The organism is Klebsiella sp. 141161 (assembly GCF_050600815.1).
In the GTDB taxonomy this organism is placed as follows: domain Bacteria; phylum Pseudomonadota; class Gammaproteobacteria; order Enterobacterales; family Enterobacteriaceae; genus Klebsiella; species Klebsiella aerogenes.
Map to the genome: position 1 here is coordinate 1 of NZ_JAQIRN010000012.1, position 15,538 is coordinate 15,538.

14 protein-coding genes, 2 tRNA genes and 1 rRNA gene are annotated in these 15,538 nt (G+C 55.2%); 12 read left to right on the plus strand and 5 right to left on the minus strand.

Annotation, left to right across the window (positions count from 1 at the left end):
- The 3 genes from rrf to PGR79_RS22500 form a co-directional block, all read left to right on the plus strand.
- Positions 1-86 (plus strand): 5S ribosomal RNA (gene rrf, locus PGR79_RS22490); the annotation flags it as partial.
- A gap of 56 nt (positions 87-142) precedes the next feature.
- Positions 143-219 (plus strand) — tRNA-Asp (locus tag PGR79_RS22495).
- A 52-nt stretch (positions 220-271) separates the two neighbouring features.
- Positions 272-347, plus strand: a tRNA-Trp gene (locus tag PGR79_RS22500).
- Positions 348-449: 102 nt separating this feature from the next.
- Here PGR79_RS22500 and hdfR read toward each other — a convergent pair.
- The gene (gene hdfR / locus PGR79_RS22505; RefSeq protein WP_045389306.1) at positions 450-1,271 is read right to left on the minus strand and encodes an HTH-type transcriptional regulator HdfR; all 822 of its coding nucleotides are present in this window, start codon (positions 1,269-1,271) and stop codon (positions 450-452) included.
- Positions 1,272-1,389: 118 nt separating this feature from the next.
- Between hdfR and PGR79_RS22510 the strand changes: the two genes are divergently transcribed.
- A complete protein-coding gene (locus PGR79_RS22510; RefSeq protein WP_015368901.1) occupies positions 1,390-1,728 on the plus strand; it encodes a DUF413 domain-containing protein in 339 nt (112 codons plus the stop codon).
- Positions 1,729-1,751: 23 nt separating this feature from the next.
- Here PGR79_RS22510 and PGR79_RS22515 read toward each other — a convergent pair whose 3' ends face one another.
- Entirely contained in the window at positions 1,752-3,272 is a 1,521-nt protein-coding gene (locus PGR79_RS22515; protein WP_430922544.1) for a YifB family Mg chelatase-like AAA ATPase, read from the minus strand.
- A 354-nt stretch (positions 3,273-3,626) separates the two neighbouring features.
- On the opposite strand from PGR79_RS22515, the gene ilvL reads away from it, so the two are divergent.
- The 6 genes from ilvL to ilvA all read left to right on the plus strand — a co-directional run bounded on the left by ilvL (position 3,627) and on the right by ilvA (position 10,173).
- Positions 3,627-3,725, plus strand: coding sequence for an ilv operon leader peptide (gene ilvL / locus PGR79_RS22520; RefSeq protein ID WP_001311244.1), 99 nt, complete (start codon positions 3,627-3,629; stop codon positions 3,723-3,725).
- 140 nt (positions 3,726-3,865) lie between these two features.
- Positions 3,866-5,512, plus strand: a complete 1,647-nt coding sequence (gene ilvG / locus PGR79_RS22525) for an acetolactate synthase 2 catalytic subunit (RefSeq protein WP_087858717.1) — start codon at positions 3,866-3,868, stop codon at positions 5,510-5,512.
- On the plus strand, positions 5,509-5,766 hold the full coding sequence (ilvM, locus tag PGR79_RS22530; RefSeq protein WP_015368897.1) for an acetolactate synthase 2 small subunit: 258 nt from the start codon (positions 5,509-5,511) through the stop codon (positions 5,764-5,766). Before ilvG ends, ilvM begins: the two co-directional genes overlap by 4 nt.
- 19 nt (positions 5,767-5,785) lie before the next feature.
- On the plus strand, positions 5,786-6,715 hold the full coding sequence (locus PGR79_RS22535; RefSeq protein ID WP_008807980.1) for a branched-chain amino acid transaminase: 930 nt from the start codon (positions 5,786-5,788) through the stop codon (positions 6,713-6,715).
- 60 nt (positions 6,716-6,775) lie between these two features.
- On the plus strand, positions 6,776-8,626 hold the full coding sequence (gene ilvD, locus PGR79_RS22540) for a dihydroxy-acid dehydratase (protein ID WP_015368896.1): 1,851 nt from the start codon (positions 6,776-6,778) through the stop codon (positions 8,624-8,626).
- A 2-nt stretch (positions 8,627-8,628) separates the two neighbouring features.
- The gene (ilvA, locus tag PGR79_RS22545; RefSeq protein WP_080924842.1) at positions 8,629-10,173 is read left to right on the plus strand and encodes a threonine ammonia-lyase, biosynthetic; all 1,545 of its coding nucleotides are present in this window, start codon (positions 8,629-8,631) and stop codon (positions 10,171-10,173) included.
- Here the strand turns inward: ilvA and ilvY are convergent.
- Complete coding sequence (gene ilvY, locus PGR79_RS22550; protein WP_080924841.1) at positions 10,170-11,060, minus strand: HTH-type transcriptional activator IlvY; 891 nt, start codon at positions 11,058-11,060, stop codon at positions 10,170-10,172. The genes ilvA and ilvY overlap by 4 nt on opposite strands.
- A 155-nt stretch (positions 11,061-11,215) precedes the next feature.
- Here ilvY and ilvC point away from each other — a divergent pair, with 155 nt between their 5' ends.
- Complete coding sequence (gene ilvC / locus PGR79_RS22555) at positions 11,216-12,691, plus strand: ketol-acid reductoisomerase (protein ID WP_015703965.1); 1,476 nt, start codon at positions 11,216-11,218, stop codon at positions 12,689-12,691.
- A 98-nt stretch (positions 12,692-12,789) separates the two neighbouring features.
- Here the strand turns inward: ilvC and ppiC (PGR79_RS22560) are convergent, their stop codons facing one another.
- Both ppiC (PGR79_RS22560) and ppiC (PGR79_RS22565) read right to left on the minus strand, forming a co-directional pair.
- Positions 12,790-13,071 (minus strand): peptidylprolyl isomerase PpiC, encoded by a 282-nt coding sequence (gene ppiC, locus PGR79_RS22560; RefSeq protein ID WP_002883180.1) that lies wholly within the window; start codon positions 13,069-13,071, stop codon positions 12,790-12,792.
- A 51-nt stretch (positions 13,072-13,122) separates the two neighbouring features.
- Entirely contained in the window at positions 13,123-13,404 is a 282-nt protein-coding gene (gene ppiC, locus PGR79_RS22565; RefSeq protein WP_032709514.1) for a peptidylprolyl isomerase PpiC, read from the minus strand.
- Positions 13,405-13,516: 112 nt separating this feature from the next.
- Here ppiC (PGR79_RS22565) and rep point away from each other — a divergent pair, with 112 nt between their 5' ends.
- Entirely contained in the window at positions 13,517-15,538 is a 2,022-nt protein-coding gene (rep, locus tag PGR79_RS22570) for a DNA helicase Rep (protein ID WP_045367558.1), read from the plus strand.

The window sequence follows — 15,538 nt, forward strand, 5'->3', positions numbered from 1 at the left end:
GACCCCATGCCGAACTCAGAAGTGAAACGCCGTAGCGCCGATGGTAGTGTGGGGTCTCCCCATGTGAGAGTAGGGAACTGCCAGGCATCAAATTTGCAGTAAAACCGGGGCATTAAACCGGTAGATGTAGAAAAAATTCGGTGGAGCGGTAGTTCAGTCGGTTAGAATACCTGCCTGTCACGCAGGGGGTCGCGGGTTCGAGTCCCGTCCGTTCCGCCACTTATTTATATTAAGCCTGCTATATTAGCGGGCTTAATAGCGAGAAAGATTTAGGGGCGTAGCTCAGTTGGTAGAGCACCGGTCTCCAAAACCGGGTGTCGCGAGTTCGAGTCTCTCCGCCCCTGCCATATATAATCCTTTGCTTCGGCAAAGGATTTTTTTTGTCTTTAATTTCTCCTCTTACTCTGCCTTTCCTGTTGTTTTGTCACTCCGTCCATGGAGTCAGATCGCTATTCCAGGATGCTGCTTTTCAGAATCTCGCGAATATGGGCCTGCTTATCGCTATTTTGTAGCCAGATGGCATACAGAGGACGTGAAAGCGTCGCGCTATCGGTCACCGTGTGCAGGCCGGTTTTCTGCTGTGCCCAACTAACGGGTAACCATGTACAACCATTCAGCGTACTGAGTTGCTGATAAGCCAGTTCTGCGGAACTCGTCGTCAACAGGGGTACATCATCACTGCCGATCAAACCCACTTCGTTTTGCTGGAAATCCGGCCCCCATTCCAGTCGCAGATAGTTCAAATCATTCTTATTTTTTCCCGGTGCGGCACAATAGAGCGCCAGGGTGAAATGACCCAATAACTGGCTGCTTAATTCATCCATCTTCGGTGATTCTGTGGTGATCAGGAGATCGAGCTGGCGTTCATGCAACTGCTTAACTAACGACTGGCGCTGGGCTATCCGCGCCTCAAATTGCAGGTTATAGGGATCTTTGTAGAGCGTTCCCAGCCAACCGTTCAACAGGCATTCCCATAGCGACGCGCTGGCGCCGATCGAAAATTCATTATGGCGAGAAGAGTGGGCGACCTCCTTACGCGCGGCCTGCCAGGTATTCATCAACGTTTCTGCATAGGGCAGGAGCTTTTCGCCGGCTGACGTCAGACGAATATTGTTACGATGGCGGGTGAATAAATTTACGCCCAGCTGGTTCTCCAACTGACGAATGCGGAAGCTAACCGCTGATTGTGTTAAATAAAGCGCTTCCGCTGCCCGGCCAAAGTGGCGAGTTCTGCTCACTTCAAGGAAAGTTTTGAGCAATTCCGTGTCCACACTCTTCTCCGCAAAATTATTTGTCGTGATGATTTAAATGTTTTGTTTGACGCTCTGTCAAGCGTAACTAATACTCCGCGCCATAAATAGCTCGGCCAAAGAATCAGGAGCGTGTAGGATGGCGGAAAGCTTTACGACGACTAATCGTTTTTTCGACAATAAAAATTATCCACGCGGGTTCTCCCGTCACGGTGATTTCACCATCAAAGAGGCGCAACTGCTTGAACGTCATGGTTACGCCTTTAATGAGCTGGAATTGGGTAAACGCGAGCCTGTTACCGAAGATGAAAAACAATTCGTTGCGGTATGCCACGGCGAACGTGAGCCGGTAACCGAAGCGGAACGCGTTTGGATTAAGTATATGGCGCGAATCAAACGTCCGAAGCGTTTTCATACTTTATCTGGCGGCAAGCCGCAGGTTGAAGGCGCTGAAGACTACACTGAAAGCGACGATTAAAAAAAAGGGCGAAAGCCCTTTTTTTATGCCATCAGCGTCTGCAGGTGATTTAACATACGGTCGATAGCCCGGTAGCTTAGCGCCTCCTGCAAATGATGACGTTCGATATCCCTATCCTCATTCAGATCGGCGATAGTACGCGCAACTTTCAGTAAACGTTGCCATGCGCGGATTGAGAGCCCTAACGCTGAGAGCGTCTGTTCCAGCCAAATAGCGTCGTCTTCTTTCAGCTTGCACCAGACTTTTATCTCCCCGCTATCCAGTTGTGCATTAAGTTTATTCTGCCGTGCGATCTGTCTGCCGCGCGCCGCGAATACCCGTAGACGAATGGTGGCGCTTCGCTCTTCGCCAACGCCACCCCGGCTTAATACGCCCGGTGGAGGAAGTGGAATCTCAAGCGAGAGATCGAAGCGGTCGAGAAATGGCCCTGACAATCGGCCCAGGTAGCGCAGGGTCTGTTCCGGTGTGGCCCGATTATGCTGACCCTGGTAATGTCCTGTTGGGCTGGGATTCATGGCGGCAATCAGCTGAAATCGCGCAGGATAGTCAATCTTAGCCCGAGTGCGGGAAAGATGAATTTTTCCTGATTCAATGGGCTCTCGTAGTGCATCCAGAACCCGACGCTCGAATTCAGGTAGTTCATCAAGAAACAGAATACCGTTATGCGCGAGAGAGATCTCTCCAGGGGCCGGGATTGAGCCGCCGCCGACCATCGCCGTTAGCGACGCGCTATGGTGAGGGGCGCGAAAAGGCCGCCGACGCCACTGACGCGTGACGTAATGAGCATTGACGAGGCTGAGGATGGCCGCGCTTTCCAACGCTTCCTGGTTGCTTAGCGGCGGTAAAATCCCCGGCAAACGGCTGGCGAGCATCGTCTTTCCTGTACCCGGTGGACCCATCAAGAGTAAATTGTGACCGCCCGCTGCGACTATCTCCAGCGCGCGTTTTCCCTGCTGTTGGCCAATGACATCGCCGAGATCGTCATAATCGTCGTCTCCCGCTGTTATTTCGCCTGCCGGCGGATGCAGAGTATGTTTCCCTTCCAGAAACGCGCAGACTTCCTGCAGGTGCCCTGCTATAAGGCACTCATTGCCGTTAATCAAGCCGACCTCTTCGGCGTTATCTCCAGCAACGACAATCTGCCTTCCGGCTTTTATCGCTTCCATGGCGCTGGATATTGCCCCAGGAACGCCGCGTAACGCGCCTGTAAGCGCCAATTCGCCAATAAACTCATACTGATTAAGTTTCGATGCGGCAAGCTGCTGCGAAGCGACCAGGAGCGCGAGAGCGATAGGTAAATCATATCTTCCACCCTCTTTCGGCAGATCGGCTGGCGCAAGGTTTATGGTTATCTTCTTTGCCGGATAGCTGTAGCCGCTGTTAATAATGGCGCTACGTACCCGATCGCGGGCTTCCTTTACCGTGGTTTCCGGCAGACCTACCATCGTCAAACCGGGGAGTCCGTTGCTGATATGGACTTCGACGGTAATTAGCGGCGCGCTGACCCCGAGCGCCGCGCGGGTATAGACAATTGCGAGTGACATAACGCCTCCTGAGCGGAATGATTATGTCTATTTCTGTGGTTTCATGAACCTATGAATGTTTAACTTTACGCTGCCTGTTCCAGACAATTGTCTGCAAAGTTTTGCATTTTCATTGTTTTCGAAGTGCGCGCGCAAATCCGTCATGACGCCGTTTTAATGCCGTAAAACACGGATGCAAAAGCGAGAATAAGCTGAATTTTTTTCATTTAATTTTTTTCTTTTTAAAAACAACTGGTTTAATAAAAATCGTTAGCAAGATCAGAAAATAGAACATAAAAAAATCTTGTGCTTAATGTGATGTCTGTGGTAACTCTTTAGGTATTCCTTCGAACAAGAAGCCAGAAAGAACAGAAAATGACAGCCCTTCTACGAGTGATTAGCCTGGTCGTGATTAGCGTGGTGGTGATTATTATCCCACCGTGCGGGGCTGCACTTGGACGAGGAAAGGCTTAGAAATCAAGCCTTAACGAACTAAGACCCCCGCACCGAAAGGTCCGGGGGTTTTTTTATAACTTAAAAAACATAAGCGAGGAGCAGAATATGGGTTTTAGCATAAAATTCTGTTTCTCCCGATCTATGACGGGGAAGTAACTATGAACGGGGCGCAGTGGGTGGTACATGCTTTGCGAACACAGGGTGTCGACACGGTATTTGGCTATCCGGGTGGCGCGATTATGCCGGTTTACGATGCTTTGTATGACGGCGGCGTGGAACACCTGCTGTGTCGGCACGAGCAAGGCGCCGCAATGGCCGCCATCGGTTATGCCCGCGCGACCGGCAAAACTGGAGTTTGCATCGCCACTTCCGGCCCTGGCGCCACCAACCTGATCACCGGTTTGGCTGACGCGTTACTTGATTCTGTACCTGTTGTCGCCATCACCGGTCAAGTGGCGGCGCCGTTTATCGGCACCGATGCTTTTCAGGAAGTGGACGTTCTCGGTTTGTCGCTGGCCTGCACCAAACACAGTTTCCTCGTGCAGTCGTTGGAAGAGCTGCCGCGCGTGATTGCGGAAGCTTTCCAGGTGGCAAACTCAGGCCGTCCTGGCCCGGTACTGGTTGATATTCCAAAAGATATCCAGTTGGCTAAAGGCGAATTAGATCCGCATTTCTCCACCGTCCCTGATGATGTTGAGTTCCCGCACACACAAGTCGAGCAGGCGTTAGCGATGCTTGCGCAGTCCCACAAGCCGATGCTGTACGTGGGCGGCGGTGTTGGAATGGCACAGGCGGTACCGGCCGTGCGCGAATTTCTGGCGGTGACGCAGATGCCGGTAACCTGCACTCTGAAAGGGTTGGGCGCCGTCGCCGCGGATTATCCGTATTACCTTGGCATGCTGGGTATGCACGGAACCAAGGCAGCAAACCTGGCGGTGCAGGAGTGCGATTTATTAATCGCCGTCGGCGCCCGTTTTGATGACCGGGTTACCGGCAAGCTGAATACCTTTGCCCCGCACGCCAAAGTAATCCATATGGATATTGACCCGGCCGAGCTGAACAAACTGCGCCAGGCGCACGTCGCCTTAACCGGAGATTTAAACGCCATGCTGCCAGCATTGCAGCAGCCGTTGGCCATTGATGCGTGGCGCGAGCACAACGCACAGCTGCGCGCGGAGCACGCCTGGCGTTACGATCATCCCGGCGAGGCAATCTACGCGCCGCTGTTGCTCAAGCAGCTTTCCGATCGCAAACCGACGGATTGCGTCGTGACGACCGATGTCGGCCAGCACCAAATGTGGTCGGCCCAGCACATGACCTATACCCGCCCGGAAAACTTCATCACTTCCAGCGGCCTGGGCACCATGGGTTTTGGTCTGCCGGCAGCCGTTGGCGCGCAGGTGGCCCGCCCGGACGATACGGTTATCTGTATCTCCGGCGATGGCTCTTTCATGATGAACGTGCAGGAGCTGGGCACCGTTAAACGTAAGCAGTTACCGTTGAAAATCGTGCTGCTGGATAACCAACGTTTAGGCATGGTTCGCCAGTGGCAGCAGCTGTTTTTCCAGGAGCGTTACAGCGAAACCACGCTTACCGATAATCCTGATTTTCTTACGCTGGCCAGCGCCTTTGGCATTCCAGGCCAGCACATCACCCGTAAAGACCAGGTTGAAGCGGCACTCGACACCATGCTTTCGAGCCAGGGGCCATACCTGCTTCATGTCTCAATCGATGAACTTGAGAATGTCTGGCCGTTGGTGCCGCCCGGCGCCAGTAATGCAGAAATGCTGGAGAAATTATCATGATGCAACATCAGGTCGCTTTACAGGCTCGCTTCAACCCCGAAACCTTAGAACGCGTGCTGCGCGTGGTGCGCCATCGCGGTTTTCAAATTTGCTCAATGAATATGGAAACCGCGTCGGATGCGCAAAACATAAATATCGAACTGACCGTTGCCAGTCAGCGGCCCGTCGAATTACTGTTTAGTCAGTTACGCAAACTGGTCGACGTCGCCTGCGTCGAGATCCAGCAACCCACATCACAACAAATCCGCGCCTGAGCGCAGAGGAATAAAAAAAATGACGACGAAGAAAGCTGATTACATTTGGTTCAATGGCGAGATGACCCCATGGGGCGAGGCGAAAGTACACGTCATGTCCCACGCGTTGCACTACGGGACTTCGGTATTCGAAGGTATCCGCTGCTACGATTCTCACAAAGGGCCAGTGGTGTTCCGCCATCGTGAACACATGCAGCGTCTGCATGATTCAGCCAAAATCTACCGTTTCCCGGTTTCTCAGAGCGTTGACGAGCTGATGGAAGCCTGCCGCGAAGTTATTCGTACCAATAAACTGACCAGCGCTTATATCCGTCCGCTGGTGTTTGTTGGCGATGTTGGCATGGGCGTTAACCCGCCGGACGGTTACAAAACCGACGTTATCATCGCGGCGTTCCCGTGGGGTGCATACCTTGGCGCAGAAGCGCTGGAGCAGGGGATCGATGCGATGGTTTCTTCCTGGAACCGCGCGGCGCCTAACACCATCCCAACCGCAGCGAAAGCGGGCGGCAACTATCTCTCCTCTCTGCTGGTCGGCAGCGAAGCGCGTCGTCACGGTTATCAGGAAGGTATCGCGCTGGACGTTAACGGCTATATCTCCGAAGGCGCAGGCGAAAACCTGTTTGAGGTGAAAGATGGCGTGCTGTTTACTCCGCCGTTTACCTCTTCCGCGCTGCCGGGTATCACCCGCGACGCCATCATCAAACTGGCGAAAGATCTCGGTATCGAAGTCCGCGAGCAGGTGCTGTCCCGCGAATCTCTGTACCTGGCGGATGAAGTGTTCATGTCCGGTACCGCTGCGGAAATCACGCCGGTACGCAGCGTTGACGGTATCCAGGTCGGCGCAGGCCGCCGCGGCCCGGTGACCAAACGCATTCAGGAAGCCTTCTTTGGCCTCTTCACCGGTGAAACGGAAGATAAATGGGGCTGGCTGGATCCGGTAAGTAAGTGATTAAAAATGGGACGGCACGCACCGTCCCATTGCATAAACAGAGATGGGAGTAAAAAGAGCATGCCTAAGTACCGTTCCGCCACCACCACACATGGCCGCAATATGGCGGGCGCCCGCGCGCTGTGGCGCGCAACCGGGATGACCGATGCCGATTTCGGCAAACCGATCATCGCCGTTGTTAACTCCTTTACCCAGTTTGTACCTGGGCACGTGCATCTGCGCGATCTCGGCAAACTGGTTGCCGAGCAAATTGAAGCTGCGGGCGGCGTCGCTAAAGAATTCAACACCATCGCAGTGGATGATGGGATCGCCATGGGTCACGGGGGTATGCTCTATTCACTGCCATCCCGCGAGCTCATCGCCGATTCAGTCGAGTACATGGTTAACGCCCACTGCGCCGATGCCATGGTTTGTATCTCCAACTGCGACAAAATCACCCCGGGGATGCTGATGGCCTCCCTGCGATTGAATATTCCGGTGATCTTTGTCTCCGGCGGTCCGATGGAAGCCGGGAAAACCAAGCTGTCTGACAAAATCATCAAGTTGGATCTGGTTGATGCCATGATCCAGGGGGCAGACCCGAAAGTCTCTGACGATCAGAGCGAACAGGTGGAGCGTTCCGCCTGTCCGACCTGCGGTTCGTGCTCGGGGATGTTCACCGCGAACTCAATGAACTGCCTGACCGAAGCATTAGGCCTGTCGCAGCCGGGTAATGGTTCTCTGCTGGCGACCCATGCCGACCGTAAAGCGCTGTTCCTCAACGCCGGTAAACGTATCGTTGAACTGACTAAACGCTACTACGAGCAGGACGACGCCTCCGCGCTGCCGCGTAATATCGCCAGCAAGGCGGCATTCGAAAACGCCATGACTCTCGATATCGCAATGGGCGGCTCAACCAATACCGTTCTGCATCTGCTGGCGGCGGCGCAGGAAGCCGAAATCGACTTCACCATGAGTGATATCGACAAGCTGTCCCGCAAAGTGCCGCAGCTGTGTAAAGTGGCGCCGAGTACGCAGAAATACCATATGGAAGACGTGCATCGAGCCGGCGGCGTGCTGGGGATCCTCGGCGAGCTGGATCGCGCGGGGTTACTCAACCGCGATGTTAAAAACGTTCTTGGCCTGACGCTGCCGCAGACCCTGGAACAGTACGATGTGATGGTGACTCAGGACGACGCGGTGAAAAAAATGTTCCGCGCCGGCCCGGCGGGGATCCGTACCACCCAGGCGTTCTCGCAGGATTGCCGCTGGGATACGCTGGATGACGATCGCGCCGAGGGATGTATCCGTTCTCTGGAGCATGCCTATAGTAAAGACGGTGGCCTGGCGGTGCTGTACGGTAACTTTGCCGAAAACGGCTGTATCGTCAAAACCGCCGGCGTGGACGATAGCATCCTGAAATTTACCGGCCCGGCGAAAGTTTATGAAAGTCAGGACGAAGCGGTTGAGGCCATCCTCGGCGGCAAAGTCGTGGAAGGCGATGTCGTGGTTATTCGTTATGAAGGGCCGAAAGGCGGGCCAGGAATGCAGGAGATGCTCTATCCGACCACCTTCCTGAAGTCCATGGGTCTTGGCAAAGCGTGCGCGTTGATCACCGATGGCCGTTTCTCCGGCGGCACCTCCGGGCTTTCCATCGGCCACGTATCGCCGGAAGCGGCGAGCGGCGGCAACATCGCTATCATCGAAGATGGCGACATGATTGCTATCGATATTCCTAACCGCGGTATTCAGCTGCAGCTCAGCGATGCCGAAATCGCCGCCCGTCGCGAAGCGCAAGAAGCGCGTGGCGATAAGGCGTGGACGCCGAAAGACCGCGAGCGCCAGGTCTCCTTCGCGCTGCGCGCTTATGCCAGCCTCGCGACCAGTGCCGACAAGGGCGCCGTGCGCGATAAATCAAAACTTGGGGGTTAATAATGGCCGAATCGCAACCCCTATCCGCCGCCCCTGAGGGGGCGGAGTATCTCCGGGCGGTACTGCGCGCGCCGGTTTATGAAGCGGTGCAGAAAACGCCGCTGCAAAAAATGGATAAGCTCTCTTCGCGGCTGGATAACGTGATTCTGGTGAAACGCGAAGACCGCCAGCCGGTGCATAGCTTTAAGCTGCGCGGCGCTTACGCGATGATGTCCGGCCTGACGGCGGAACAAAAATCAAATGGCGTGATCACCGCTTCGGCGGGTAATCATGCGCAGGGCGTGGCGTTTTCCGCATCCCGGCTGGGTGTTAAGGCGCTGATCGTGATGCCGGTAGCGACCGCCGATATCAAAGTCGATGCCGTTCGCGGCTTCGGCGGCGAAGTGCTGCTGCACGGCGCCAACTTTGACGAAGCGAAAGCCCGCGCGATTGAGCTGGCGCAGCAGCAGGGTTTTACCTGGGTGCCGCCGTTCGATCACCCGATGGTGATCGCCGGTCAGGGAACGCTGGCGCTGGAGCTGCTGCAGCAGGATGCCCACATTGACCGCGTATTCGTCCCGGTTGGCGGCGGCGGTCTGGCGGCAGGCGTGGCGGTGCTTATCAAGCAGCTGATGCCGCAGATTAAAGTGATAGCGGTGGAAGCGGAAGATTCGGCGTGTCTGAAAGCGGCGCTGGATGCCGGTCATCCGGTGGATCTACCGCGCGTCGGTTTGTTTGCTGAAGGCGTGGCGGTGAAGCGCATCGGCGATGAAACGTTCCGTTTATGCCAGGAGTATCTGGACGATATCATCACCGTCGATAGCGATGCTATCTGCGCGGCGATGAAAGATCTGTTCGAAGATGTGCGGGCGGTGGCGGAGCCTTCCGGCGCGCTGGCGCTGGCGGGGATGAAAAAGTATATCGCCCAGCATAACATCCGCGGCGAGCGTCTGGCTCACATCCTGTCCGGCGCCAACGTCAACTTCCACGGACTACGCTACGTTTCTGAGCGTTGCGAGCTCGGGGAACAGCGCGAAGCACTGCTGGCGGTGACGATACCGGAAGAGAAAGGCAGCTTCCTTAAGTTCTGTCAGCTACTGGGCGGCCGTTCGGTCACCGAGTTCAACTACCGTTTTGCCGATGCCAAAGATGCCTGTATTTTCGTTGGCGTGCGGCTGAGCCGCGGGTTGGATGAGCGCAAAGAGATCCTCGAGCTGCTAAGCGAAGGCGGCTACAGCGTAGTCGATCTTTCCGATGACGAAATGGCGAAGCTGCACGTGCGCTATATGGTCGGCGGACGTCCGTCTAAACCGCTGCAGGAGCGCCTGTTTAGCTTCGAATTCCCGGAATCACCTGGCGCGCTGCTTAAGTTTCTGCACACGCTCGGCACCCACTGGAATATTTCGCTGTTCCACTATCGTAGCCACGGCACCGATTTTGGCCGCGTTCTGGCGGCGTTTGAGCTTGGCGAGCATGAGCCAGACTTCGAAACCCGTCTTAATGAACTGGGCTACGAGTGTCATGACGAAACCCATAACCCGGCGTTCCGCTTTTTCCTTGCGGGCTAGTGGTTAGGCAGTATTTTCCAGAACGCATCAATAAGCGGCTCATACAGCCGCTTTTTTTGTGCGCAGACGCCCAGCTCAAATGGCGTTTTCTCATCGCTGCGATCGAGGATCATCACGCGATTACGCACCGGCTCGGGGCTGTTTTCCAGCACCACTTCCGGCAGTAGCGCCACGCCGCAGCCGAGGGCGACCATCGATACCATGGCTTCATGGCCGCCGACGGTGGCGTAAATGGATGGATTGCTGATTTTATGGCGGCGGAACCACAGCTCGATGCGGCGGCGCACCGGCCCCTGATCGGCCATGATAAACGGTACCGTTGCCCAGTCAGGATGTTCGACCGACACCTGATTGCGCACCGGGCAGGGTAACGCCGGGGCAATCAGCACTACCGCAAGATTTTCCAGCATCGAAAACGCCACCGAGCCCGGCAGCGTCTCCGGCTTACCGGCAATGGCCAGATCGGCTTCTCCAGTGACCACTTTTTCCATCGCATCAGCGGCATCGCCAGTCGATAACTTTATCTCTACTGAGGGATGCGCGGCGCGAAAGCGGTCGAGAATCGGCGGCAGATGGCTGTAAGCGGCGGTCACGGAGCAGAAAATATGTAGCTCGCCGGAGAGCGACGGCCCCTGCTGGTCGATGGCGTGACGCAGTTGCTGATACTGCAGTAAAGTCTGCTGGGCAAAGGTGCGAAGTTCTTCGCCGGCCTCGGTTAGGGTCACGGTGCGATTATCGCGAACGAACAGCGGCTGGCCGAGGTCCTCTTCGAGGCGTTGAATCTGTCGCGAAAGCGTCGAGGGACTAACGTGCATAGCCCGCGCGCTGCGGCCAAAATGGCGGCTTTCCGCCAGATGCAGAAAGGTTTTCAGATCGCGTAAATCCATGGCTCAATCCCCTGAGAATAACGTTGCAGTTATTGCAATGTGATGTTGTGAATATATCAATTTTCGCAACGAAATTCCTGTCATATAGTGGGTTCATTCTCGCAAAACGCGAACCGAACAATAAGCACGACAACACAACATCACGAGGTATCACCATGGCTAACTACTTCAACACACTGAATCTGCGCCAGCAGCTGGCTCAGCTGGGCAAATGCCGCTTTATGGGGCGCGATGAATTTGCCGATGGCGCGAGCTATCTTCAGGGTAAAAAAGTAGTCATCGTCGGCTGTGGCGCGCAGGGCCTGAACCAGGGGCTGAACATGCGTGACTCCGGCCTGGATATCTCCTATGCGCTGCGTAAAGAAGCGATCGCCGAGAAGCGCGCATCCTGGCGTAAAGCGACGGAAAACGGCTTCAAAGTGGGTACCTATGAAGAGCTGATCCCGCAGGCTGACCTGGTCGTCAACCTGACTCCGGACAAACAGCACTCTGACGTTGTGCGTTCCGTACAGCCGCTGATGAAAGACGGCGCGGCGTTGGGTTACTCCCACGGCTTCAACATCGTTGAAGTGGGCGAGCAGATCCGCAAAGACATCACCGTGGTGATGGTGGCGCCGAAGTGCCCGGGTACCGAAGTTCGTGAAGAGTACAAACGCGGTTTCGGCGTGCCGACGCTTATCGCCGTACACCCGGAAAACGATCCGAAAGGCGAAGGTATGGCCATTGCTAAAGCGTGGGCAGCGGCGACCGGCGGCCATCGTGCGGGTGTTCTGGAATCCTCCTTCGTGGCGGAAGTGAAATCTGACCTGATGGGCGAGCAGACCATCCTCTGCGGCATGCTGCAGGCGGGTTCTCTGCTGTGCTTCGACAAGCTGGTGGCTGAAGGTACCGATCCGGCCTACGCGGAAAAACTGATTCAGTTCGGCTGGGAAACCATCACCGAAGCGCTGAAACAAGGCGGCATCACCCTGATGATGGATCGCCTGTCTAACCCGGCGAAACTGCGCGCTTACGCGCTGTCCGAACAGCTGAAAGAGATCATGGCGCCGCTGTTCCAGAAACATATGGATGACATCATCTCCGGCGAATTCTCTTCCGGCATGATGGCTGACTGGGCGAACGACGACAAAAAACTGCTGACCTGGCGTGAAGAGACCGGTAAAACCGCGTTCGAAACCGCGCCGCAGTATGAAGGTAAAATCGGCGAGCAGGAGTACTTCGATAAAGGCGTTCTGATGATTGCGATGGTGAAAGCGGGCGTTGAGCTGGCTTTCGAAACCATGGTTGATTCCGGCATCATCGAAGAGTCCGCTTACTACGAATCACTGCACGAACTGCCGCTTATCGCCAACACTATCGCCCGTAAGCGTCTGTATGAAATGAACGTGGTTATCTCCGATACCGCGGAGTACGGTAACTACCTGTTCTCTTATGCTTGCGTACCGCTGCTGAAAGAGTTCATGACTACCCTGCAGACCGGCGACCTGGGTAAAGCGATTGCCGAAGGCGCGGTAGATAACGCTCAGCTGCGCGACGTGAACGAAGCAATTCGCAGCCACGCTATCGAAGCGGTGGGTAAAAAACTGCGCGGGTATATGACCGATATGAAGCGTATCGCGGTTGCCGGCTGATAAAACAAAAGGTGCGGGCGGATGCCCTCACCCCAACCCTCTCCCACAGGGAGAGGGGGCAAACATTAAAGGCCTTCTCTTTGAGAAGGCCTTGTTGTTTATTTCCGGTACAGCACTTTGATGATGTGGTAACCGAACTGGGTATGCAGCGGGCCGGTTGGCTCCAGTTCAGGGCAGGAGAAGACCACTTTATCGAATGCCGGAACCATCTGGCCCTGGCGGAATTCGCCCAGATCGCCGCCGCGTTTTCCTGACGGGCAGATAGAGTGTTTTTTCGCCAGCTTGCCGAAGTCGGCGCCGTTTTTAAGCTGCTCAAGCAGATCGAGAGCTAGTTTCTCTTCTTTTACCAGGATATGCAGTGCTGCCGCTGTTTTAGCCATGATTGCGCCTTGATTGAGTTGGGATAAATCAGGGCGCCATAGTAACACGCGCTAGCGGCGATACAGCACCTTGATGATATGGTAGCCAAATTTGGTTTGTACCGGGCCATAGGGTTTGAGCAGCGGACAGCTGAACACGGCTTTATCAAACGGAGCGACCATCGCGCCCTGCTGGAACTCCCCCAGATCGCCGCCATGACGTCCGGACGGACATTTTGAGTAGCGCTTCGCCAGATGATCGAAGCTGACGCCTCGTTCCAGCTTGGCGAGGATCTCGTGTGCCAGTTTTTCTTCTTTGACCAGAATATGCAGGGCCGCTGCGCTTTTTGCCATAACCAGAGCCTCAGGATAAATTGCGTGGCTGACACTTTACCATCAGCCGGTAAATCTCAGCCTCGCTTTCTGCTACAATCCACACCCCGTTCGAAGATTGAGCAATATTCCCATGCGTTTAAACCCTGGCCAACAACAAGCCGTCGAATTCGTTACCGGACCGTGCCTGGTGCTGGCGGGCGCCGGTTCCGGTAAGACCCGCGTTATTACGAATAAAATCGCCCACCTGATCCGCGGCTGCGGTTATCAGGCGCGCCATATCGCGGCCGTCACCTTTACTAACAAGGCCGCGCGCGAAATGAAAGAGCGCGTCGGGCAAACGCTGGGGCGTAAAGAGGCGCGCGGGCTGATGATTTCCACCTTCCACACCCTGGGGCTGGATATCATCAAACGTGAATACGCCGCGCTGGGAATGAAATCTAACTTTTCCTTGTTCGATGATACTGACCAGGTCGCGCTGCTGAAAGAGCTCACCGAAGGGTTGATCGAAGATGACAAAGTGGTGTTGCAGCAGCTGATCTCGACGATCTCCAACTGGAAAAACGATCTGAAAACGCCGGCGCAGGCGGCGGCTGGCGCGAAAGGCGAACGGGACCGCATCTTCGCCCACTGCTATGGGCTCTATGATGCGCATATGAAGGCCTGTAACGTCCTCGATTTTGACGATCTTATCCTGCTGCCGACGCTGCTGCTGCAGCGTAATGAAGAGGTGCGCGAACGTTGGCAGAACAAGATCCGTTATCTGCTGGTGGATGAGTATCAGGATACCAACACCAGCCAGTATGAGCTGGTGAAGCTGCTGGTGGGGCAGCGCGCGCGCTTTACCGTGGTGGGTGATGATGACCAGTCGATCTACTCGTGGCGCGGCGCGCGGCCGCAGAACCTGGTGCTGCTAAGCCAGGATTTTCCGGCGCTGCAGGTGATCAAGCTTGAACAGAACTACCGTTCATCAGGGCGTATTCTGAAGGCTGCCAACATTTTGATCGCCAATAACCCGCACGTGTTTGAAAAGCGGCTGTTCTCAGAACTTGGCTACGGTACCGAGCTGAAAGTGCTCTCCGCCAATAACGAAGATCATGAAGCGGAACGCGTCGCAGGCGAACTGATTGCTCACCACTTTATTAATAAAACCAACTACAAAGATTACGCCATCCTTTATCGCGGCAATCACCAGTCGCGGGTCTTTGAAAAGATGCTGATGCAGAACCGTATCCCGTACAAAATCTCGGGCGGCACGTCGTTCTTCTCGCGTCCGGAAATTAAAGATCTGTTGGCCTATCTGCGCGTACTCACCAACCCGGATGACGACAGCGCCTTCCTGCGTATCGTCAATACGCCAAAGCGAGAGATTGGCCCGGCGACATTGCAAAAGCTGGGCGAATGGGCGATGAGCCGCAATAAAGGCTTATTCACCGCCAGCTTTGATATGGGATTAAGCCAAACGCTGACCGGGCGCGGGTATGAATCCCTCACTCGTTTCACCCACTGGCTGCGGGAAATTCAGCAATTGACCGAGCGTGAACCGGTTAATGCCGTGCGGGATTTAATTCGTGGGATTGATTATGAGTCCTGGCTATATGAAACCTCGCCGAGCCCGAAAGCCGCGGAAATGCGGATGAAAAACGTCAACCAGCTGTTCACCTGGATGACCGAAATGCTGGAAGGCAGCGAGATAGATGAGCCGATGACGCTGACGCAGGTGGTTACCCGCTTTACCCTGCGCGATATGATGGAACGCGGCGAATCGGATGAAGAGCTGGATCAGGTGCAGTTGATGACCCTGCATGCCTCAAAAGGGTTGGAGTTCCCGTATGTATACCTGGTGGGAATGGAAGAGGGATTGCTGCCGCATCAGAGCAGCATCGATGAAGATAACGTCGATGAAGAACGGCGACTGGCCTATGTGGGTATCACCCGCGCGCAGAAAGAGTTGACCTTTACGCTCTGTAAGGAGCGTCGTCAGTATGGCGAGCTGGTGCGCCCGGAGCCGAGCCGTTTTCTGCTTGAGCTCCCGCAAGACGATCTGATTTGGGAGCAGGAGCGAAAAGTCATCTCCGCGGAAGAACGCATGCATAAAGGCCAGGCCAACGTCGCGAATATCAAGGCGATGCTGGCGAAGGCGAAAAAGGGCTAA